This is a genomic window from Micromonospora eburnea (assembly GCF_900090225.1).
Lineage (GTDB): Bacteria > Actinomycetota > Actinomycetes > Mycobacteriales > Micromonosporaceae > Micromonospora > Micromonospora eburnea.
The window spans coordinates 5,826,916-5,845,380 of the sequence record NZ_FMHY01000002.1 but is presented as its reverse complement, the minus strand read 5'-3'; the positions used below and the strand labels follow the sequence as shown (position 1 = coordinate 5,845,380).

Genomic DNA, 18,465 nt, shown 5'->3' with positions numbered 1-18,465 from the left:
CGCGGGCGGGATCTCTGGGGAGGGCCGGGGTTCGGGGCAGAGCCCCGAGGTCTTCCAGGTCGCGTCCGCAGGCGTCCGGCAACGGCTGCACGCTTGGAACTTCGTTTATGACTGTGCTAGTTAGCGTGCTGCCGTCCGGCGGCGTTGCTGTCAACGTTGCTGTCGTCCAGCTCCGTTCGCTCCGGCGGCTCCCACCTGTGGGTCCCCGGTGGGCGATGCTATCGAGCTTCTCAGGGCCGCCCTCAAGGTCAACTATCGGGTGTGTCAGAGCCGTCTAGTGGTGAACAGGGTGGTCCCGTAGACCGGGTGCACTTCCTTCCGCTCGGTCTCGGTGAACCCGACCTTGGCTAGTACCCGGCGAGAAGCGGTGTTCCAGTCCCAGACGGTGGCCCACAGACGTTCGTACCCGGACGATCTCGCCCAGTCCAGAACCGCCAACGAGGCCTCGGTTGCGTATCCCTGACGCCAGACTCGGCGTAGCAGCTCGAACGCCAGTTCCGGTTCCCCTTCCGATCCTCGTCCGCTGTCGACCAGCCCGCAGTACCCGATGACGTCACGAGTGGCCTTCCGCTCGACCGCCAGCAACCCGATCGACCACAGCTGGTTGGTGCGGATCGAATCCTCGAGCTCTGCGACCGTAGGGTGTCCATCCGCGTCGATTCGGCGGTGCGGCGGCACTCGTGGATCACGTTCGGTCCACAGCTCACGCTGGACGACAGCCTCGGCTACCCGCCAAGGTCTGAGCAGCAGGCGACCCGTTTCGAGTACAACCTCGCGGCCCGGAGTCGCTTCAGCTGCCATGACAGCAACTCTCTCACGGGCGAACGCACGGTCATGCCGCGGTTCCTCGTCGACGAGCTGGCGGCGTCCGCGTCGGCCGTAGGGGCTGACCCGTGCCGGGGCGCCCAGGTCAGGTCGTCGTCGGCGGGCACCTCAATGTCCCGCCAGTGCGACAGCGGCAGCGGCCGGATGGCGACGTTGGTCGGGCCGAATGCGGTCCAGAGGTGGTTGGCGTCGGCTCCGAGTTGGCTGGCGGCGTGGTCGGCTGCGGCGAGGAAGGCGCGGGTGGTGCCGGCGTCGTTGGAGCGTGCGGCGGCCATCGAGCCGGACAGGAACAGGGTGCCGTAGACGGAGAGCAGCGCTGGCGTGGCGTGCTTCAGGTGGGGCTCAAGGTGGCCGGCGGCGTCCTCGGTGAGGCGTACGGCTTCGGCGTAGCGGCCGGTGGCGTGCAGGGCGTGGCCGACCGAGCGGAACAGGGAGCCGGTGACGACGGGGTCGCCGGTGGGTCGGACGGCGGTGAGGCCGCGGTCGGCGGCGATCCAGGCGAGGTCGGCTTGCCCGAGCTTGGTGAGCTGGGTCGCGGCCAGTTGGTATGCCAGGCCGAGCAGCCGCCGGGCCTGGTCCTGGTCCTCGCCGTCGTAGTGGTCGGCGGCGGCCTGGCCGGCGGTATCCGGTCGGGGCTGGTCGAGCTGTGGGCGTTCGACCCGAAGGGCGGGATGGAGCTGGCGGCCGGGGTGCCGCTGTTCGCCCGGTTCGCCTACGAGGACCCGGACGGCATGGCCGGCGTCCTGGAAGAGGCCGTCAAGAGGATGCGGCTGAGGGCGGCCTGGCTGCGCGGAGTCACCCGCCAGCATGTGCCGACGGTGGAGGAGCCGCTGATCGTCCTGGTGGTCGACGAGCTGGCGGCGCTGACGGCGTACATCACGGATCGGAAGGTCCGCGATCGGATCAAGGAATCCCTCGGGCTCCTGTTGTCGCAGGGCCGGGCGGTCGGGGTGCACGTGGTCGCGGCGTTGCAGGACCCGCGTAAGGACGTGCTGCCGTTCCGGGACCTGTTTCCGACCCGGATCGGGCTGCGGCTGAATCAAAGACGCCTGAGACGAGAACGGCCCAGGTTCGGCGATCAGGTCGCTGACCTGGGCCGGAAGCGGTGGAGCGGGCGACGGGAATCGAACCCGCACCGTCAGTTTGGAAGGACGAAGATCACGACCACGAAGGACCTGATGGGGCAGGCCAGCCCGCAGGGACGTGGGGACCGTTCGTGCCCGCTGGTGACCGTCGGGGGTACGGGCTACTGGCACGTGGATGGCACGGATGACCTACGCATTGCGAGATCAAGTTGCCCACCACGGCCTACCTGCCCCAACCCTGTCTGGCCTGCGGAAACCCCTCTCGACATCTCTCAGCGCCAGCCGCCGGGGCTCGACCTCTTGAGGACTAAATGAGGACTCAGACGCCCGCGCCCCCGCCGTAGGGACTGGCCCAGGCCGGGCCGCCAGGTCAGTCGTCGTCGGCGGGCACCTCAATGTCCCGCCAGTGCAGATGGTTCATGACCATGCCCAGCAGGACGACAGCACGCCAGATGCCGATCGCACCACCCACGGCGGCGATGGTGAGCGGGATCGCCCAATACACGCCGTGCATCGCCGGGTAAAGGCCGGCGGCGACTGCGACCAGGCCGCCAGCCCATCCGATGCCGGTCGAGATGGGCTTGGTCGCGGCGGTGCGGGGCATGACGGTCTCCTCACAAGCAAGCGGACGTGTCGAACAGACACGGTAGGCGCTCGACGCGAGGCCGGTCACGGACGGAGGCAACGACTTGGCGTGAGGATGGGGGTGGCTGATTCCGCTGTCTGGGTGCGTCGTGGATCCCTGCCTTGCAAAGATCAAGACGCTTGTCGGGCGACGTCGGCCACTGCGGCTGAGCTGCTCGTCCCGTCGGCTCGCGTCCACGTATGACCGGCTCGGTCTGCTGGCTTGGCTGTACGGATGGCTGTACAGCCACGCGGCTGGGTCTGACATGATCACGACGTGCCCGACCCCGAGCCCGCCGACGGCAGTCAACCACCGAAGTCTGCGCCGACGGCGCGCAACGAACTGCTCACGCTACTCGTGCTGCTGGTTGCTTCGGCCGTTCTGCTGGCGCTGTGCTTCGGCTGTGCCGTCCTCTGGCTGTACTACTAACTGGCCGTCCGTGAGCTGGCCCGGAGCGTCAGTTTGGAAGAGCGCGCTCTACCGGTCGTGATGCCCGAAACGCCTGCTGCTGGCGGGCTACCCGCTTACCACTCGTGCCCGCTCGTGACCGCTGAAACGCGTGGATACTGGCCCGTGGATGGCCCGCCAACCAACCTCACACGCGCCCCAGGCTGCCGTGCGGACTACCCTGACCGCCGTGACGACAATCGAGCAGCTTGAACGGGACGTGTGGCCGGCCCCCGACCCGGACGACACGTTTCTCGTAAGACGTTGCACGGAGCTGCGACGCAAGCCGTTGGCTGAGTTCACCGTCGAAGATCTGCGCATCATGCTCGGGCAAGAGATCGGCGTGCCGGCCCTGCTGCCTCTGGCGATCCAAGTCCTGCTCCGCGATCCCATGGCAGAGGGTGACTACTATCCGGGCGACCTGCTCCGCAATGTGCTGCGGCTGCCCGACTCAGCCTGGTCAAACCTACGAGCGGACCGCAAGCGATTGGCGTCGGTGCTGGCCAAGCTCGTTGCTGGCCCCCCGTTCTCCGACCCTGGCCTTAGGCCTCGTGACCCGTACCGAGAACTTCGTGACGTCATCCTGCGGTTCCTTGGGCGATGAGAGCGGATCTCCTCGTCGGGCAGTCGTAGACCGTCCAGCCTCCCCGGACGGGGACAAGGTGGAGCGCCCTACCGGACGAACGACCTTGGCCCCGTCCGGGGAGGCTGGTAGCCCTTGTGGTGCCCGGCGAGGTGATCCGCGGCGGCATCTCTGAGGAGGGTCGGGGTTCGGGGCGGAGCCCTGAGGTCTTCTGATCGTGTCGTCCCCAAGAGTGGCCGGCCGGCCCGGCCGATGCCGGCCGGAGGTCGCCAGCAGGCCGGGGCCGGGCCGGCGCGGCCCGCTTTGCGGGCCGCCTTGATCCTCATGAGAACGTTTCGGCAGTGGCGTCGCTTGCAGGGCCCAGCCGGCGTCTCGCTTACAAGCTCTGCGAAGGCCGTCCGGGGTCGTCCGTCCGCGTTCGTGACCTCGGACGATCGTCCGCACGCCTCCGCCGACGGGCGTCCTTGTCCGGGCCGGTTGCTGTCGATGGCCACTCGCCACGCCGAAGCGGCAGCAGCCGATCCACGACGGACGCAAGCGGCTTGATCTAACTTACACCAATGCCGCTCGGCATGGTTTTTTCAGTGGCTTAGTATGCACTATCCGTCCGCTAACATTATGATCGAGTGCAAGAACTACAATCGCCCAATCGACAATCCCGCCTTTGATCAGCTTCAAGGAAGGTTTTCCCCCTCTCGCGGAACAGTCGGATTGCTGGTCTATCGCGGGTATTCAGACAAGGAGAAAATCTGGAAATCCTGCCTCGACACGGCTCACGATCGTCGTGGGTACATCATTCCTCTCGACGATGACGACCTCAAAATTCTGGTGCAGGAGATTTCTGCTCCCCCGTCAGGCGAAGCGTTTGGCTATCTGCATCAGCTTTTCAATCGGTTGACGGACAATTAGTCGATCTCGAGGGGAAATCACCATCCCGTCTGCCGTCGACCCGCCCTCCTGGGGAGCGGGCCGCCGCCCGGCCCGCCACGTCAAGACGACCTTGGCACGTACGGACGCTGGCGGGTCGGGCGGTGGTCTGCTCGGCTCGCCCCGGGGCGCCGGCTGGCGGGATGGCCCGCGCAACCACCCACGGACCGCAACCCGCCGACGGGTTGCACCCACCTCGGAGCCCGAGCGCCCCCGCCGGAGGCGCAGTAACCGCAACCCCTCGACCGCCGCCAGCTCGCCGACGCGGCCGGCGTGCGCTCCCCTACGCCGCGCGGGCTCGGGGCCGCGCGGCCCGGCCGGCTGCCGGCCCACCACACCACTCGTCAACGGCCTGTCGTTCTGCGGCGGCCCTCCGGGCTTCCCGCTGTCCAGCGCCAGCCGCCGGGCGTCAGGCGTGACGGCCGCAGAGCGACAGCGGCAGCGGCCGGCGCGCGCCCTGGCGGCGGCGCGTGCGGCCCGTTCAGGGCCGCCTTGAACGTGTATCGAAGCTCTGAACTAGGTGGCGGTGCCGTGCTCTGCATACATGGCTTTGCCGTTGCTGCGCGCTGCTATCGCTGTGCGGATTCTGCGAGCCAGCCGCGCCGGGCCATGGTGTTCCAGGGCGTCGGGGGCCACATAGCGCCATTCGGTGAGTTCCCCGTCCACGAAGCGGATGGCGCGTTCCTGCTCGGCGGTGAGAGATCCGGCGTCGAACACGAAGAGCAGCTTGTCGCCCTCGTGCTCCGCGGGTGCCCAGTCGACGACCAGCATGGGGCCAACCGTGGTTACGAGGCCAAGCTCCTCTTCAATCTCACGTACGCACGCTGCGCGTGGTGACTCGCCGGGTTCGACGTAGCCGCCGGGGATGTCCCAGTGCTTCTTGTAGCTGGGGCGTACGAGGAGCACGTGGCCTTCGTCGTTGAAGAAGAGGGCGCCGGCGGCGACGCGTGGGGTTGCCATGGGTGGCATCTCGTTGGCCGTCACCAGGGCAGCGTAGATGGGCTGGGTTCAGTCGAGCACCTTGAGCCGGCGGGCCAGGCCGACCAGATCAGCCGAGGGCTTGCCGCGCTGCCGACGTATCCAGGTCAGGACGAGCTGCCGGCTGAGGAAGTGGTGTCGCACCTGTTCGGGTGCCATCTGCTCGGCGTCGAGCAGCACGGCCTGGGCGTCGTCTACCCGGTTCCACGAGCTGTAGGCGCGGGCGACTTCGAGGGCATGCCGTACGCGGCGTTCCATCGGTAGGCCGGCGGTGTCGACGCGCGGGCCGAGGTCGATGGCGACCTGGACATCGCCCAGTTCGGCGGCGGTGGCGACGCGGTGGATGGCGACGTTGGTCGGGCCGAATGCGGTCCAGAGGTGGTTGGCGTCGGCTCCGAGCAGGCTGGCGGCGTGGTCGGCTGCGGCGAGGAAGGCGCGGGTGGTGCCGGCGTCGTTGGAGCGTGCGGCGGCCATCGAGCCGGACAGGAACAGGGTGCCGTAGACGGAGAGCAGCGCTGGCGTGGCGTGCTTCAGGTGGGGCTCAAGGTAGCCGGCGGCGTCCTCGGTGAGGCGTACGGCTTCGGCGTAGCGGCCGGTGGCGTGCAGGGCGTGGCCGACCGAGCGGAACAGGGAGCCGGTGACGACGGGGTCGCCGGTGGGTCGGACGGCGGTGAGGCCGCGGTCGGCGGCGATCCAGGCGAGGTCGGCTTGCCCGAGCTTGGTGAGCTGGGTCGCGGCCAGTTGGTATGCCAGGCCGAGCAGCCGCCGGGCCTGGTCCTGTTCCTCACCGTCGTAGTGGTCGGCGGCGGCCTGGGCGCGGTCGAGCAGGTCGGGTAGCCGGCCGGTGACGAATCCGAAGCGCGAGTCCTGGTAGGCGTCCCAGAGAGCACCTACCTCCTTCTTGAGCACAGCGACGGCCGGCGGCTGAGCGTCGATGGCACCGCCGAACGGGGCAATGGCGCGGTAGTTCATCAGGGCGGCGCGCAGGGCGGGCACGGTCTCGGTGCCGCTGTCGCCGGTCCAGTCGAGCAGTGAGGGCTCGCCGAGAAGGTCGCCGAGGGACACGTCCAGGACTTCGGCGAGCGACTTGATGACGGAGAGCCGGTCCAGCTCGATCCGGTTGTTCTCGACCTTGCCCAGCCAGTCGGCGGTACGGCCGATGAGCCCGGCTAGGACTTCCTGCGACAGGCCGCGCCGTCTGCGGTACCAGGCGACGCGCTCGCCGATGGTCAGGGTGTTGGTGGTCCCGCGCACCGATTCACTGTCTCCCCTCGGTCGATTGCGACCCCGGAAGGATTTTCCGGGTTGCTGGGCGGTTTGTGCCACAGCCTGTGTCCATGACGGGGCTGAACGTATCGACCAACTGTCAATCCTGCTCCGGTGCGGGATGGAAGTACACCCTTGCCCGGACCGACATCCGGGCGATGGGGCGGGGTTCGGAGCGGACTCGATCCCTGGCCCGGCGGTCCTGCCTGGACTGTGCGGGCTCCGGTCGCTCGGCGACCTGCTGAGGCTGGCCCGGGGTGGGTGCTGGCGTGGGGCCGCGACCCGAACGACGGCCCCTGATTGGCCCGCCCTCCCCGGCGCCCCACAAAACGGCATGCCGGCGGCCGGGTGTTCCGGTGCCCGGCGACCTGGTGCTGATCGACGGCCGGGCCTCGGTGCAGTTCGACGGTGACCGTGCCCTGTGGCTGCGGGTGGCCTCGGTCTGCGACAAGCCGACGTATGACGGCTGGGTGTGGCTCGCCGGTTACTCGATCGACCCGGACAGCGGCAAGGCGTTTGCCCGGCGGGAGGTCTTCGTGCGGATCGCCGGGCTCCAGATTCAGCCAGGCACAACCGACAGCGCGCCGAACACGGCGCTGGTGTGGAGGAGGCGCGGTGTTTGACGTTCGGGTACAGCTCGGCGCGGTGCTGCGGATTGACGCAGCCGACCGCTACCAGCCCTCTGACGGTCCGGTCACGTTGTGGGTGACCGGGGTGCGGCTGGTGGTCAACCGTCCGGAACGTGAGCAGTGGATCTGGGTTGAGGGGATCAAGCTGAGCCAGGGCGGCTGCCGGGGGCCGCAGGCGCAGATTCTGGTACGGGCGAGCCTGTTGCCGCCGTTTGGGCCGGCCCGATGACCACGTACCTGTCGGTCGCCGCACGCGACCAGCTCCGCGCGGCGCAGGCGCAGCTTGACCAGCACACGCCGTCAAGCGCCGACGGGCGCTGCGCGGGGTGCGGTGAGGCAGGCCCGTGCCCGCAACGGCGGGCGGCCCTGCGGGCGTTCGGCCGATACGGCTGCCTACCCCGCCGATGGCCCGGCGCGACCCGGCCAGAGCTGGTGCGCGCTCCTTCGTTCTGGTCGGGATGGCTGGCCGCAGCGGTCGAGCGTGTGACGCCGAACGGCTGACCTGACTTGTTCTGTCATGCAAACAACTCATAAGCTGCTGTGATTCATGCAGCGTTCATAGGTGGGGTGGCCCGCGATGGCGTACGAGATTCCGACGCCGAAATACCTGCGCGTGTTGAACACGCTGCGGAAGCGCATCGAGGATGGCGACTACGCGCCCGGCGCGGCACTGCCGTCAGAGAGCCAACTTTGCACGGAGTTCGGGGTGTCCCGGCCGACCGTGCTCAAGGCGCTGGGCATCCTCAAGCAGGACGGCTGGATCGAGTCGCAGCAGGGCAAGGGCAGCTTCGTACGCGGCCGGCCCGCTTCCGGCCGTACCTCGCCCGGCTACGCCCGCGACGCCGTCGCGCTAGACGAGACCGGAGAGACGGAGATCTTGCACGTCGGCCCGGTGCTCGCCTCTCCGCGGATCGCGGCCGAGTTGAGAATCCCCGAGGGCACGCCGGTCTACGAGCGGCGCCGCCGAACCATCTCGGAGGTCGGGCCGGTGGACCTGATCGCCACGTTCGTGCCGGTGGACATCGCGGTCGGCACTGACATCACCAAGCCAGACCCGATCCCGGGCGGGCTGCTCGACCTCATCGCGCGTCACAAGGGCCTACGCGCCGACTACGCCACCGAGCGAATGACCGCCCGCCGAGTGAGTCAGGACGAGGCTGAGGCCCTGGAGGTGCCGGCCGACGAGTCGGTGATGAGCGTCGTCATCACCGTGCACCAGGCGTCCGGCGAACCGATCCTGTCGTCGGTCCTGGTGATGCCCGGCAGTCGCCACGAAATCGAGGACACCTACGCCCTGTCCTGATCAACTCCACTCGTCGCCGTAGAAGTCCTCGTCATCGTCGGCTGGTGGCAGCGGCGACTGCCACCAGAGGTCAATGAGGAACTTCTCGGCGTCAACACGCCTGTTCCGGTGGACCCGGACGCCGTAGACTCCAGCTCCTTGCGGAAGCGTGATCTCTGCCGCCGCTCCGGCAGTGATCTGCTCAACGAGTAGTTCTCCGGTAGGGCAGTGCAACTGAAGCTGTCGACACCCGTCCCATGAGCCGCCATCTGGTTCGGGCTCGCCGGCCCATATCCGTAGCTCAAGCCCTGCCCTGAGCGGGTCCGAGAGTGCTCGCACGGTGAGTTGGTACGTAGATGCGCCGGCTACTTGATCCTGGGAATCTCTGTACGACTCGCCGTCGTCGCCGGCATCGCACCACGCGTCCCGTAGACCGAACTGGCCGTAGAGGATGGCGACGTCAGCTTCGTGCCGAGCGAGAAGGTTCATAGCCTCGGAGGCTGCCATCACCTTCTGACACTCCTATGTGAAGCGATTTCATCGAACTCTTGCCTGTGTTTACAAGCTGACGTAGCTTGTTAGCTCAACCGGTTGTCAGGTAGGCGACTGGTGAGGCTAGGAGGCTGTCCAAAGTGGTTCCGATGACGTTGAAGGTTCCGGTCCCGTCCGAGTACGTCTTCCCCGCCGGGGCGCTGTGCCTCGGGGTGTCGCCGCAGATCGACTTTGAGCGGCGGGGCGAGGCCGACAACCAGGCGCGGGACAAGGAGACCGGCGAGCGGGTCTGGGTGGTGCGGGTGATGGACCTGGACCCGGAGGCCGGGAAGTTCGGCCGGTCGACCGAGGTGAAGGTGAAGGTGGTCGCGGCGCAGCAGCCGGTGCCGCCGTCGTCGACGGTGCCGGGCTACCCGCCGGCGGTGGAGTTTGAGGGCCTGACCCTGACTCCGTACGTGGATTCGCAGCGGTGCAAGCCGGGCCGCTCGTCGGGGGAGTGCCGGTCCCGGATGGCGTATTCGCTGCGGGCTACCGCGATCCGCCCGGCCTCGTCGGTGCCGGGGTCGGTGGCCGCCTGACCACTGCCGTTGCGCGCGGGGCGGGTCGTTTCCCCGCCAAGAGTCCCGGCCCGTCCCGCGCTCTCCCATCCCTCACGTGTGAAGGAGGGCGTGATGCCCACCGTAGTTCCCCGTTCCGTCATGTCCTCGCATCGCCGCCGCTGCTCGTCGGGGTGGTGGTCCTGATGTCTCGTACTCGTCTCGTCGGTCTGCGGCACGCCTACCGCGAGGTGGAGGCGGCCGTCCGGTCGGCGTTGCGGTTGGCACCGGCTTCGGCGCGGGTGTACGCCATCCGCTGCCCCCGGTGCCGCCGCTGGGTGAAGCCGCGCCGGTTCGACATGCGCCGCATGTCCTGCCGCTCGTGTATTTCGACCCTGGGCCGTCCGCACCGGGGCGGTGACCTGTGCCTCTGATCAACATCATTCCCGGGGAGAAGATCCCCGTGGCGCCGATGAACGTGCGCCTTCCGGCGTGGCGGATCCCGGGCTGGCTGCTGGTGTTCTGGTGGCTGGCCCGGGGCCTGTTCCGCCTCACGGTGCTGGCGGTGCGGTACTGGTGGCTCACCGCTCCGGCCGTGTTTGCCCTGTGGCTGCGTGCCGAGTACGGGGGCCTGGTCCTGGTCGGCGTGGTCCTAGCGGTGGTGGCCGGCTGCGCCGGGTGGTGGCGGTGGCATCCGTCGTCGTGGCTGCGGTTCGGCTGGTACCCGCTCGTCAGCCGGGTGCGGGCGCTCGTCGTGTACCGGCGACGGTGGGCGTCGGTGATGGCCACGTGTGGGCTGGCGACGGCGTTCGCGGGCGACCGATACGTGCCACAGCTCCTCAAGGTGCGCTGTGACCGGTACGGCGATGAGCTGACGGTGCGGATGCTGCCGGGGCAGATCCCGGACGACTGGGGGCAGGCCGCGGAACGCCTCGCGTACGCCTTCCGCCTCCAGCAGGGCCAGGCACGTTCGACGGGCCGGCCGGATCGGGTGGTCGTCCGGTTCATGCGCCGTGACCCCCTCGCCGGTGTCGTGGCGCCGCTGCCGGTGGCCGAGGTGCCGGACCTGGGCGGGCTACCTCTCGGCGTGCGCGAGGACGGGCAGGCGTACCGGCTGCGGTTGGCCGGCTCGCATGTGCTGATTGCGGGGGCGACGAACTCCGGCAAGGGATCGGTGCTGTGGTCGCTGATTCGCTCCCTGGCCGGCGGTATCCGGTCGGGCCTGGTCGAGCTGTGGGCGTTCGACCCGAAGGGCGGGATGGAGCTGGCGGCCGGGGTGCCGCTGTTCGCCCGGTTCGTGTACGACGACCCGGATGGCATGGCCGGCGTCCTGGAAGAGGCCGTCAAGAGGATGCGGCTGAGGGCGGCCCGGCTGCGCGGGGTCACCCGCCAGCATGTGCCGACGGTGGAGGAGCCGTTGATCGTCCTGGTGGTCGACGAGCTGGCGGCGCTGACGGCGTACATCACGGATCGGAAGGTCCGCGATCGGATCAAGGAATCCCTCGGGCTCCTGCTGTCCCAGGGCCGGGCGGTCGGGGTGCATGTGGTCGCGGCGTTGCAGGACCCGCGTAAGGACGTGCTGCCGTTCCGGGACCTGTTCCCGACCCGGATCGGTCTGCGGCTGACCGAGGCCGAGCAGGTGGACATGGTCCTCGGCGACGGAGCCCGCGAGCGGGGCGCACTGTGCGACCGCATCTCGGAGTCGTCGCCCGGCATCGGGTTCGTCGTCCTCGACGGCGTCCGCGAACCGGTGCGGGTGCGGTTCTCCTACCTGACCGACGACGACATCCGCCAGCTCGGCCGCGACTTCCGCCGGCTGTGCGACATCGACGCTCGCGACGAGCAGGAGGTGACGCGGTGAAGACGAACGCGGACCGGGTGGAGGGCGTGGTCCTGGTGCTCATCGTCGTCATCGTCGGCGGTCTGGCCGGCGCGGCGTCGTTTACCCACGTCCACGACTGGACCATGGTCAACTCGCCGGCCGGTACGGGTGACTGGTTCGGCTGGGCCAACGCCGCCATCTCCGAACTGCTGCCCCTGGCGGCGCTGCTGACCATCCGACGGCGTCGCCGCACCGGCGGCCCGATCGGCTACCCGATGTTCCTGCTCCTCTGCGCCGTTGCCCTGTCCCTGGCCGCGCAGCTCGCCGTCGCCAAACCCAGCCTGTCCGGGTGGCTGCTGTCCGCCGTGCCGGCGCTGGCATTCCTGGGCCTATCCAAGCTCGTCTTCTCTGCCACCCCGGCACCGGCATCCGTTGACGAGCCGGCCGGCGAGGGCGGCCGGGCCGAAGTGCCCGCCGACTCCTCTGATGGCCGAGCGGCCTCAGACGGCACCGACGAGGGCCAGGCGGTGACGGACATCCCGGATGCCACCGACGAGCAGCCTCGACCGGCGGTGCTTCGTCCGGTCCCGGCCGTGCCGGTGGAGCGGCGGCCCGTCCTGGTGCCCGTGCCAGCGGCGGCGTTCATGCCCCGCAACGGCACCCCGCACAGCGTGGAGCGTGACCGGTGAGCCAACTTGACCTGATCCCTTCCGCGATTCCGGCCGCCGAGCAGCCGCGGCCGGGGTCGCGGGCGGACCGGATGCGCAAGCCTCTCGCAAAGGACGCGCTCAAGCAGCTCGCCGAGCAAAACGGCGTCTGCGTCCGCCCCCTCGCTCTGCGTCGCACCGACACCGCCACCGGTCTCACCGAGGTCGTCGAGGTGCCCTGCGGGGCGACCCTGGCGGCAAAGTGCAAGCCCTGCGCCGAGCGGGGCCGGCGGCTGCGTATCCAGCAGATCCGGGAGGGCTGGCACCTCGCCGACGAGCCAGCCGTCCGTCCCGACAAGCCGGGTGAGGATGTGCTTGCCCTCGTCCGGGTGCGGGCGCATCTGGAGTTCGAACGGGAAGCGGTGCAGTACCAGCCGATGACTCCCGACGAGCGGGCAGCGCATCTGGCCGAGATCGACGTCGCGATCGCCGAGCTGGACGAAGCCCTCGCCGAAACCAGCCTTCGCGGCCACCTCACCCCGAAGGACCGTGACGAGCGGCCCCGACGCAAGCGCTCAACCCGACGGCGCCAGGACACCCCCGACCTGCCCCGGCTACCCGTCGACCGGCGCACCGTCGGCCGGGCGTACTCCGGCCGGACCGGCAAGACCCACCGCCCCTCAATGCTCATCACGCTGACGCTCGGCTCGCACGGGCCGGTGCACTCCCACCTGCGGCGCGGCGCCTACGTCGCCCCGTGCGACTGCGGGCAACGACACGGCCCCAATGACGACGTGCTCAGCACCCCGGCCGACCCGGCCAGCTACGACTACCGGCGGGCCGCCCTCGACGCGATCCACTTCGCCCGGGTCCTCGACCGGTGGTGGCAGAACGTCCGCCGTGCCGCCGGCTGGAACGTCCAGTACGCCGGGGCAGTCGAGCTGCAACGACGCCTCGCCCCACACGCGCACTTCGCCATCCGGGGCACCCTGCCCCGCCGGCTGCTCAAGCAGATCGCGACGGCCACCTACCACCAGGTGTGGTGGCCACCTTTCGACGAGCTGGCCTATCCGGTCGACAAGCCCCCGGTCTGGGACGTCGACCAGCAGGCGTACGTCGACCCGAAGACCCGCGAGCCGCTGCCCACCTGGGGCGAAGCCCTCGACGCCCTGGAAGAGCCCGACAGCCGGCCCGCCTACGTCGCCCGGCTTGGCCGGATGGACGCCCGGGGCATCGAGCAGGGCACCCGCGACGCCGAACGGTCCATCCGCTACGTGACCAAGTACGTCACCAAGGACCTGACCGACCAGGCCCGGCCACGCTCCGACGCGCAGAAGGCGCACTTCGACCGGCTGCATGCGGAGCTGTCCGTCCTGCCGTGCTCGCCAACCTGCGCGAACTGGCTGCTCTACGGCGTCCAACCGGACGGGGTCAAGGCCGGCTTGACGCCCGGCCGCTGCACCGGGAAGGTCCACCAACGCTCCACCCTCGGCTTCACCGGCCGCCGCGTACTCGTCTCCCGGCAATGGTCCGGCAAGACCCTCGCCGACCACCGCGCCGACAACCGGGCCTGGGTTCGCGCCATCCTCGCCGGCGGCATGGCCGACACCCCCGAACACGACCAGGTCGCCGACGAGGCAGACGGACCGAAGCGCTACCGGTTCGAACTCGCCCGCCCGGAAGACCCGGACGTGCCACCCCTGGAACACCGGCTCCTGCGCGCGATATCCGCCCGCATCCGCTGGCGCGCCGACCTCGACACCGCCCGGCAACGAACAGCCACCGCCGTTTCGGCAACCAATCAACCCGCCGCGCTCGCGGCCTGAACCCCTGGGGAGGAGCAACCGCATGGATGACGAGCTGTTGACCGCAGATGAGGTCGCCGCTCGCCTCAAGGCAACCCCGCGATTCGTGCGCCGGCTGGTCGCTGAGCGGCGGATCGCGTTCGTCAAGGTCGGCCGGCTGGTGCGCTTCGAGGCGTCCGCCGTCACCGCGTACATCGAGCGCAACCGGGTGGTGCCGATGACCCGGGCGCACCTGCGCGACTACCTGGGGGAGGTGGCCTGATGGCGGGCAGCAAGGGCCGGCGGCGTTTCGGCAACGTCCGGCGACTGCCGTCCGGCCGGTTCCAGGCGCGGTACATCGGCCCGGACGGTTTGGAGCGGAAGGCGCCGCACACCTTCGACACCGAGCGGCAGGCAGCCAAGTGGTTGACCGTGGTGGAGTCGGAGATCATCAAGGGGGAGTGGGCGGCCCCGGAGTCGGGCGAGATCAAGCTTGAGGTGTACGGCCGAAAGTGGATCGCCGAACGGAAGCTCCAGCCCCGTAGCCGGGAGAACTACGAGGACCTGTTCCGGCTGCACATCTGTCCGCACCTCGGCGTGCTCGCCCTGGGCGCGATCAAGCCACAGACCATTCGCACCTGGCGCCGGACCCTGCTCGACGGTGGCACGACGGAGCCGCAGGCGGTCAAGGCGTACTCACTCCTTCGGGCGATCCTCAACACCGCCGTGAAGGAGGACGAGTTGATCCGGCAGAACCCCTGTCGCATCCCGGGCTATGACCGGTATCACACCCCGGAACGGCCGGTGGCGGCTGTCGCCCAGGTGCTCGCGCTCGCCGAGCAGATGCCGGCCCGGTTCTCCGCGCTGGTGATCGTCGCCGCGTTCTCCGGGCTGCGCTGGGGCGAGCTGGCGGCGCTGCGGCGCTCGGATGTCGACCTGACGGCGGGCAAGGTCCGGGTGCCGCGCAAGCTGGCAGCGCTGCGTAACCGGATGGAGTTCGGCCAGCCGAAGTCCGTTGCCAGCAATCGCACGGTGGCCCTGCCGGCGACGGCGCGGACCGCGCTCGCCGAGCACCTGGCCGAGTACGTGGGGGAGGAGCCGGACGCGTTGGTCTTCACCGGGGACAAGGGGGCGGTGCTGCGTTCCGGCAACTTCCGTCGGGCTGTCGGCTGGGCGGCGGCCCTCAAGGCGGCTGGCATGCCGGCCGGGTTCCACTTCCACGACCTGCGGCACACGGGCAACAACCTGGCGGCGGCGACCGGGGCCAGCACCCGGGACCTGATGCACCGGATGGGCCACGCGAGCATGCGGGCCGCGCTGATCTACCAGCACGCGAACAGCGAGCGCGACCGGGAGATCGCCGACGGGATGAACCGCCGGATCGCCAAGCAGGTCAAGCGGGCGGCTGCGCCGGCCAAGGACATGGACAAGTCGGCGAAGCAGAAGTCGACCAGGGGCGGGAGGGCCAAGCGGCCGGCACGCGAAACGGGCTCGGACGGCACGGCCGGCGCTACTGGCACGCCAATGGCACGCAAGATCAAAGACGCCTGAGACGAGAACGGCCCAGGTTCGGCGATCATGTCGCTGACCTGGGCCGGAACTGGTGGAGCGGGCGACGGGAATCGAACCCGCACCGTCAGTTTGGAAGACTGAAGCTCTGCCATTGAGCTACGCCCGCAGGCACCCCACTACCGCGGGGCGCGCTCGACAGCCTACCGAATCCCGGAACCGGACGTGCAGCCCCGTACCACGCGCCACCTCCGGTCACCGCACCACAAGATCCACACAACATCCGGCAAAGAGTGGTCTCCCAGCTCCAGCGCCTCCACTAGGTCTTGATCGACTCCGTGTGCGGCATGTGGTGGTCTCGGCGGGGCCGGTGACCACCGTTTGCGGCACATGGAGTGGATCACGGAGTTCCGCATTCAACCGGGGCCGCGGTTTGCGCTGGATGTCCGGTTCGGGGGTGAGTGCGGCATCCGGCGGCCGGAATGGCCGACGGGCGGCAGGCCACTCTTTCCCGGAAAATGCCGCATCCCGCCTGCCCGCGCGGCGGCGCGGCGGCCGCTCCGCAGCCGCCCCTCGGCGGCACGGTGGGGGCGCGCGCGCCCCGGTGACCGCCAGGGGGGTGCGGACGGCATACACTTCTCGTCGCCACGGGGTGTGGCGCAGCTTGGTAGCGCACTCGCTTTGGGAGCGAGGGGCCGTGGGTTCAAATCCCGCCACCCCGACTGTTGTTCGCGGCCGGCTCGCCCCGGGAACCGCCGTTTTTCCACGCGGTGCCCGGGCGCTGCCGATGCGGCAGGCCGGCTCGCCTACACTCGATGCGCGAAATCACGCCCAGACTCAACTGAGATCCGTCAAGGAGTACGCCTGTGAAGAGCACCGTCGAGACTCTGAGCCCGACGCGCGTGCGGCTCGCCATCGAGGTGCCGTTCGTCGAGCTCGAGCCGAGCCTCAAGAAGGCGTACCGGGAGATCGGCCAGCAGGTCCAGGTTCCCGGCTTCCGCCGGGGCAAGGTTCCCGCCGCTGTCATCGACCAGCGGGTGGGCCGGGGCACGGTCCTCAACGAGGCGGTGCAGGAGGCGATCCCGCAGAACATCCTCGCCGCGGTCCGGGAGCACGACCTGAAGACCCTGGGTCGCCCGGAGGTCGAGATCACCGAGTTCGCCGACGGTGACTCGCTGAACTTCACCGCCGAGGTCGACGTCCGCCCGGAGATCACCCTGCCGGACCCGGCCTCGATCGAGGTGACCGTGGACGAGATCCAGGTCGCCGACAGCGAGATCGACGAGCAGGTCAACAACCTCCGCGAGCGGTTCGCCATGCTGAAGACCGTCGAGCGGGCCGCCCAGGACGGCGACTACGTCCAGATCGACCTGAACGCCACCGTCGACGGCGAGGAGGTGCCGGGCGGGCAGGCGAGCAACATCTCGCACGAGGTCGGCAGCAAGCAGCTCCTGCCGGGCCTGGACGAGGCGCTGGTCGGCCTGGCCGCCGGCGGCAGCACCACCTTCTCCACCCAGCTCGTCGGCGGCGACTACGCCGGCCGCGACGCCGAGGTGGCGGTGACCGTCCGCACGGTCAAGGAGAAGGAGCTGCCCGAGCTCAACGACGACTTCGCCCAGCTGGCCAGCGAGTTCGACACCATCGAGGAGCTGCGCAACGACCTGCGCGAGCGGGTCACCCGGGGCAAGCAGGTCGAGCAGATCTACGCCGCCCGGGACAAGGCCCTCGAGCAGATGGTCGCCGCCGCCGAGGTGCCGGCACCGGAGGGGGTCGTCCGCGAGGAGGTCGAGAGCCGCAAGGCCGCCATGGTCGACCAGCTTGAGCGCATCGGCGCCTCCCTCGAGGAATACCTTGCCTCCGAGGAGAAGACCGAGGAGCAGATCGACGCCGAGCTGACCGAGGCGGCGACCGAGGGCGTCAGGATCCAGCTCCTGCTGGACACCCTCGCCGACGCCGAGGACGTCCAGGTCTCCGACGACGAGTTCGGCCACGAGATCGTCCACCGCGCCCAGCGTGCCGGCATGGCCCCGCAGCAGTACTACGACCAGCTGGTCCGCTCCGGTGCCGCCGCGGCCGTCTTCGGTGACGTCCGCCGGGGCAAGGCGCTCGCCTCGGTGATGGAGAAGATCAAGATCAAGGACGCGGCCGGCAACGAGGTCAGCCTCGACGCGCTGCGCGCCCAGAACGAGGCCGAGCACAACCACGAGCACTGATCGCCGGGTGTCGGCCGCCGTCCCTCGCTGCGCGCTGGGCGGCGGCCGAAACCCTTTCCGGGGTACGCCCCGAGGGCAGCTGCGCTGAGAGCGAACAGTGCCCCGACCGGGAGTACGTCCCCCGGTGCAGCGGTTAGTGTCGGGTAGGACGGTACGGAGAGCGAAGGGCTGCCATGACCGACATGCACATCCCAGCGAAGCCGCTCCGGGCGATCGAGGCCCGCGGTGGCGACAACATTGGCAACCTCGACGACTCGGTCTACAACCGGTTGCTCAAGGAGCGGATCGTATTCCTGGGCAGCGAGGTGACCGACCAGGTCGCCAACCGCATCTGCGCGCAGCTTCTGCTGCTCGCGGCGGAGGACCCGGACCGCGACATCAACCTGTGGATCAACTCGCCGGGTGGCTCGGTCTACTCCGGCATGGCGATCTACGACACGATGCAGTTCATCGACAACGACGTGTCGACCGTGGCGATGGGCATGGCGGCCTCGATGGGCCAGCTGCTGCTCTGCGCGGGCACCAAGGGCAAGCGTTACGCCCTGCCGCACGCGCGGATCATGATGCACCAGCCGTCCGGCGGCGTGGGCGGCACCGCCGCCGACATCGCGATCCAGGCTGAGCAGATGCTCTACACGAAGCGCATGTTCCAGGAGCGGGTCGCCTTCCACACCGGCCAGACCCAGGCCCAGATCGAGGCGGACTCGGACCGCGACCGCTGGTTCACCGCCCAGGAGGCCATGGACTACGGCTTCATCGACAAGGTGATCACCGGAGCCGCCCAGGTTCCGGAAGGCGCCGGGACCCTGAGCTGA

General features: G+C 69.4%; 19 protein-coding genes, 2 tRNA genes and 1 pseudogene. 16 read left to right on the top strand and 6 right to left on the bottom strand.

Annotated elements, in window-relative coordinates; translation table 11 throughout:
• Window positions 1-264: 264 nt before the first annotated feature.
• Window positions 265-801, bottom strand: coding sequence for a GNAT family N-acetyltransferase (locus GA0070604_RS25280; RefSeq protein ID WP_091123672.1), 537 nt, complete (start codon window positions 799-801; stop codon window positions 265-267).
• A 635-nt stretch (window positions 802-1,436) separates the two neighbouring features.
• Here GA0070604_RS25280 and GA0070604_RS25270 point away from each other — a divergent pair.
• Window positions 1,437-1,868, top strand: a pseudogene (locus GA0070604_RS25270) (FtsK/SpoIIIE domain-containing protein); the annotation flags it as partial.
• A 412-nt stretch (window positions 1,869-2,280) separates the two neighbouring features.
• Here the strand turns inward: GA0070604_RS25270 and GA0070604_RS25265 are convergent.
• Window positions 2,281-2,514, bottom strand: coding sequence for a hypothetical protein (locus GA0070604_RS25265; RefSeq protein ID WP_091123668.1), 234 nt, complete (start codon window positions 2,512-2,514; stop codon window positions 2,281-2,283).
• A 297-nt stretch (window positions 2,515-2,811) separates the two neighbouring features.
• Between GA0070604_RS25265 and GA0070604_RS32750 the strand changes: the two genes are divergently transcribed.
• The 3 genes from GA0070604_RS32750 to GA0070604_RS32130 all read left to right on the top strand — a co-directional run bounded on the left by GA0070604_RS32750 (window position 2,812) and on the right by GA0070604_RS32130 (window position 4,474).
• Window positions 2,812-2,964, top strand: a complete 153-nt coding sequence (locus GA0070604_RS32750; RefSeq protein ID WP_167363569.1) for a hypothetical protein — start codon at window positions 2,812-2,814, stop codon at window positions 2,962-2,964.
• Window positions 2,965-3,172: 208 nt separating this feature from the next.
• Window positions 3,173-3,586 carry a contact-dependent growth inhibition system immunity protein gene (locus GA0070604_RS25260; RefSeq protein WP_167363568.1) on the top strand — a complete coding sequence of 138 codons (414 nt, stop codon included), beginning with the start codon at window positions 3,173-3,175 and terminating at the stop codon, window positions 3,584-3,586.
• A 597-nt stretch (window positions 3,587-4,183) separates the two neighbouring features.
• A complete protein-coding gene (locus GA0070604_RS32130) occupies window positions 4,184-4,474 on the top strand; it encodes a hypothetical protein (protein ID WP_141721390.1) in 291 nt (96 codons plus the stop codon).
• Window positions 4,475-5,008: 534 nt separating this feature from the next.
• On the opposite strand, the gene GA0070604_RS25255 is transcribed toward GA0070604_RS32130, so the two are convergent.
• Together GA0070604_RS25255 and GA0070604_RS25250 are read right to left on the bottom strand one after the other, a co-directional pair.
• Complete coding sequence (locus GA0070604_RS25255) at window positions 5,009-5,476, bottom strand: NUDIX domain-containing protein (RefSeq protein WP_244162083.1); 468 nt, start codon at window positions 5,474-5,476, stop codon at window positions 5,009-5,011.
• A gap of 24 nt (window positions 5,477-5,500) precedes the next feature.
• Complete coding sequence (locus GA0070604_RS25250) at window positions 5,501-6,724, bottom strand: helix-turn-helix domain-containing protein (protein WP_091123661.1); 1,224 nt, start codon at window positions 6,722-6,724, stop codon at window positions 5,501-5,503.
• Window positions 6,725-7,092: 368 nt separating this feature from the next.
• On the opposite strand from GA0070604_RS25250, the gene GA0070604_RS25245 reads away from it, so the two are divergent.
• The 3 genes from GA0070604_RS25245 to GA0070604_RS25230 all read left to right on the top strand — a co-directional run bounded on the left by GA0070604_RS25245 (window position 7,093) and on the right by GA0070604_RS25230 (window position 8,668).
• Window positions 7,093-7,359 (top strand): hypothetical protein, encoded by a 267-nt coding sequence (locus tag GA0070604_RS25245; protein ID WP_244162082.1) that lies wholly within the window; start codon window positions 7,093-7,095, stop codon window positions 7,357-7,359.
• Window positions 7,352-7,594, top strand: coding sequence for a hypothetical protein (locus GA0070604_RS25240; protein WP_091123657.1), 243 nt, complete (start codon window positions 7,352-7,354; stop codon window positions 7,592-7,594). The genes GA0070604_RS25245 and GA0070604_RS25240 overlap by 8 nt, the downstream gene beginning before the upstream one ends.
• 348 nt (window positions 7,595-7,942) lie before the next feature.
• Window positions 7,943-8,668: a GntR family transcriptional regulator gene (locus GA0070604_RS25230; RefSeq protein ID WP_091123649.1), complete on the top strand. Its 726-nt coding sequence runs from the start codon at window positions 7,943-7,945 to the stop codon at window positions 8,666-8,668.
• Here the strand turns inward: GA0070604_RS25230 and GA0070604_RS25225 are convergent, their stop codons facing one another.
• Window positions 8,669-9,154, bottom strand: a complete 486-nt coding sequence (locus GA0070604_RS25225) for a hypothetical protein (RefSeq protein WP_091123647.1) — start codon at window positions 9,152-9,154, stop codon at window positions 8,669-8,671.
• Window positions 9,155-9,288: 134 nt separating this feature from the next.
• Between GA0070604_RS25225 and GA0070604_RS25220 the strand changes: the two genes are divergently transcribed.
• From GA0070604_RS25220 to GA0070604_RS25190, 6 genes are all read left to right on the top strand, one after another.
• Window positions 9,289-9,717 (top strand): hypothetical protein, encoded by a 429-nt coding sequence (locus GA0070604_RS25220; RefSeq protein WP_244162081.1) that lies wholly within the window; start codon window positions 9,289-9,291, stop codon window positions 9,715-9,717.
• Window positions 9,718-10,099: 382 nt separating this feature from the next.
• Window positions 10,100-11,536, top strand: coding sequence for an FtsK/SpoIIIE domain-containing protein (locus tag GA0070604_RS25210; protein ID WP_091123641.1), 1,437 nt, complete (start codon window positions 10,100-10,102; stop codon window positions 11,534-11,536).
• Entirely contained in the window at window positions 11,533-12,186 is a 654-nt protein-coding gene (locus tag GA0070604_RS25205; RefSeq protein WP_091123637.1) for a DUF2637 domain-containing protein, read from the top strand. The genes GA0070604_RS25210 and GA0070604_RS25205 overlap by 4 nt, the downstream gene beginning before the upstream one ends.
• Before the next feature lie 71 nt (window positions 12,187-12,257).
• The gene (locus tag GA0070604_RS25200) at window positions 12,258-13,970 is read left to right on the top strand and encodes a replication initiator (protein ID WP_244162080.1); all 1,713 of its coding nucleotides are present in this window, start codon (window positions 12,258-12,260) and stop codon (window positions 13,968-13,970) included.
• Between the two features lie 22 nt (window positions 13,971-13,992).
• Window positions 13,993-14,211 (top strand): helix-turn-helix domain-containing protein, encoded by a 219-nt coding sequence (locus GA0070604_RS25195; protein ID WP_091123629.1) that lies wholly within the window; start codon window positions 13,993-13,995, stop codon window positions 14,209-14,211.
• Complete coding sequence (locus GA0070604_RS25190; RefSeq protein ID WP_244162079.1) at window positions 14,211-15,479, top strand: tyrosine-type recombinase/integrase; 1,269 nt, start codon at window positions 14,211-14,213, stop codon at window positions 15,477-15,479. The genes GA0070604_RS25195 and GA0070604_RS25190 overlap by 1 nt, the downstream gene beginning before the upstream one ends.
• Before the next feature lie 53 nt (window positions 15,480-15,532).
• Here GA0070604_RS25190 and GA0070604_RS25185 read toward each other — a convergent pair.
• Window positions 15,533-15,606: transfer RNA gene (locus GA0070604_RS25185), tRNA-Gly, on the bottom strand.
• Window positions 15,607-16,085: 479 nt separating this feature from the next.
• Between GA0070604_RS25185 and GA0070604_RS25180 the strand changes: the two genes are divergently transcribed.
• From GA0070604_RS25180 to GA0070604_RS25170, 3 genes are all read left to right on the top strand, one after another.
• A tRNA-Pro gene (locus GA0070604_RS25180) sits at window positions 16,086-16,159 on the top strand.
• Window positions 16,160-16,303: 144 nt separating this feature from the next.
• A complete protein-coding gene (tig, locus tag GA0070604_RS25175) occupies window positions 16,304-17,650 on the top strand; it encodes a trigger factor (protein ID WP_091123625.1) in 1,347 nt (448 codons plus the stop codon).
• Between the two features lie 173 nt (window positions 17,651-17,823).
• Window positions 17,824-18,465: an ATP-dependent Clp protease proteolytic subunit gene (locus GA0070604_RS25170; protein ID WP_091123621.1), complete on the top strand. Its 642-nt coding sequence runs from the start codon at window positions 17,824-17,826 to the stop codon at window positions 18,463-18,465.

Coding starts and splice junctions, on each gene's coding strand:
- GA0070604_RS25280 (WP_091123672.1), bottom strand. CDS start 801: ATGGCAGCTGAAGCGACTCCGGGCCGCGAGGTTGTACTCGAAACGGGT.
- GA0070604_RS25220 (WP_244162081.1), top strand. CDS start 9,289: ATGACGTTGAAGGTTCCGGTCCCGTCCGAGTACGTCTTCCCCGCCGGG.
- GA0070604_RS32130 (WP_141721390.1), top strand. CDS start 4,184: ATGATCGAGTGCAAGAACTACAATCGCCCAATCGACAATCCCGCCTTT.
- GA0070604_RS25265 (WP_091123668.1), bottom strand. CDS start 2,514: ATGCCCCGCACCGCCGCGACCAAGCCCATCTCGACCGGCATCGGATGG.
- GA0070604_RS25190 (WP_244162079.1), top strand. CDS start 14,211: ATGGCGGGCAGCAAGGGCCGGCGGCGTTTCGGCAACGTCCGGCGACTG.
- GA0070604_RS25170 (WP_091123621.1), top strand. CDS start 17,824: ATGACCGACATGCACATCCCAGCGAAGCCGCTCCGGGCGATCGAGGCC.
- GA0070604_RS25225 (WP_091123647.1), bottom strand. CDS start 9,154: ATGGCAGCCTCCGAGGCTATGAACCTTCTCGCTCGGCACGAAGCTGAC.
- GA0070604_RS25200 (WP_244162080.1), top strand. CDS start 12,258: ATGCGCAAGCCTCTCGCAAAGGACGCGCTCAAGCAGCTCGCCGAGCAA.
- GA0070604_RS25230 (WP_091123649.1), top strand. CDS start 7,943: ATGGCGTACGAGATTCCGACGCCGAAATACCTGCGCGTGTTGAACACG.
- GA0070604_RS25195 (WP_091123629.1), top strand. CDS start 13,993: ATGGATGACGAGCTGTTGACCGCAGATGAGGTCGCCGCTCGCCTCAAG.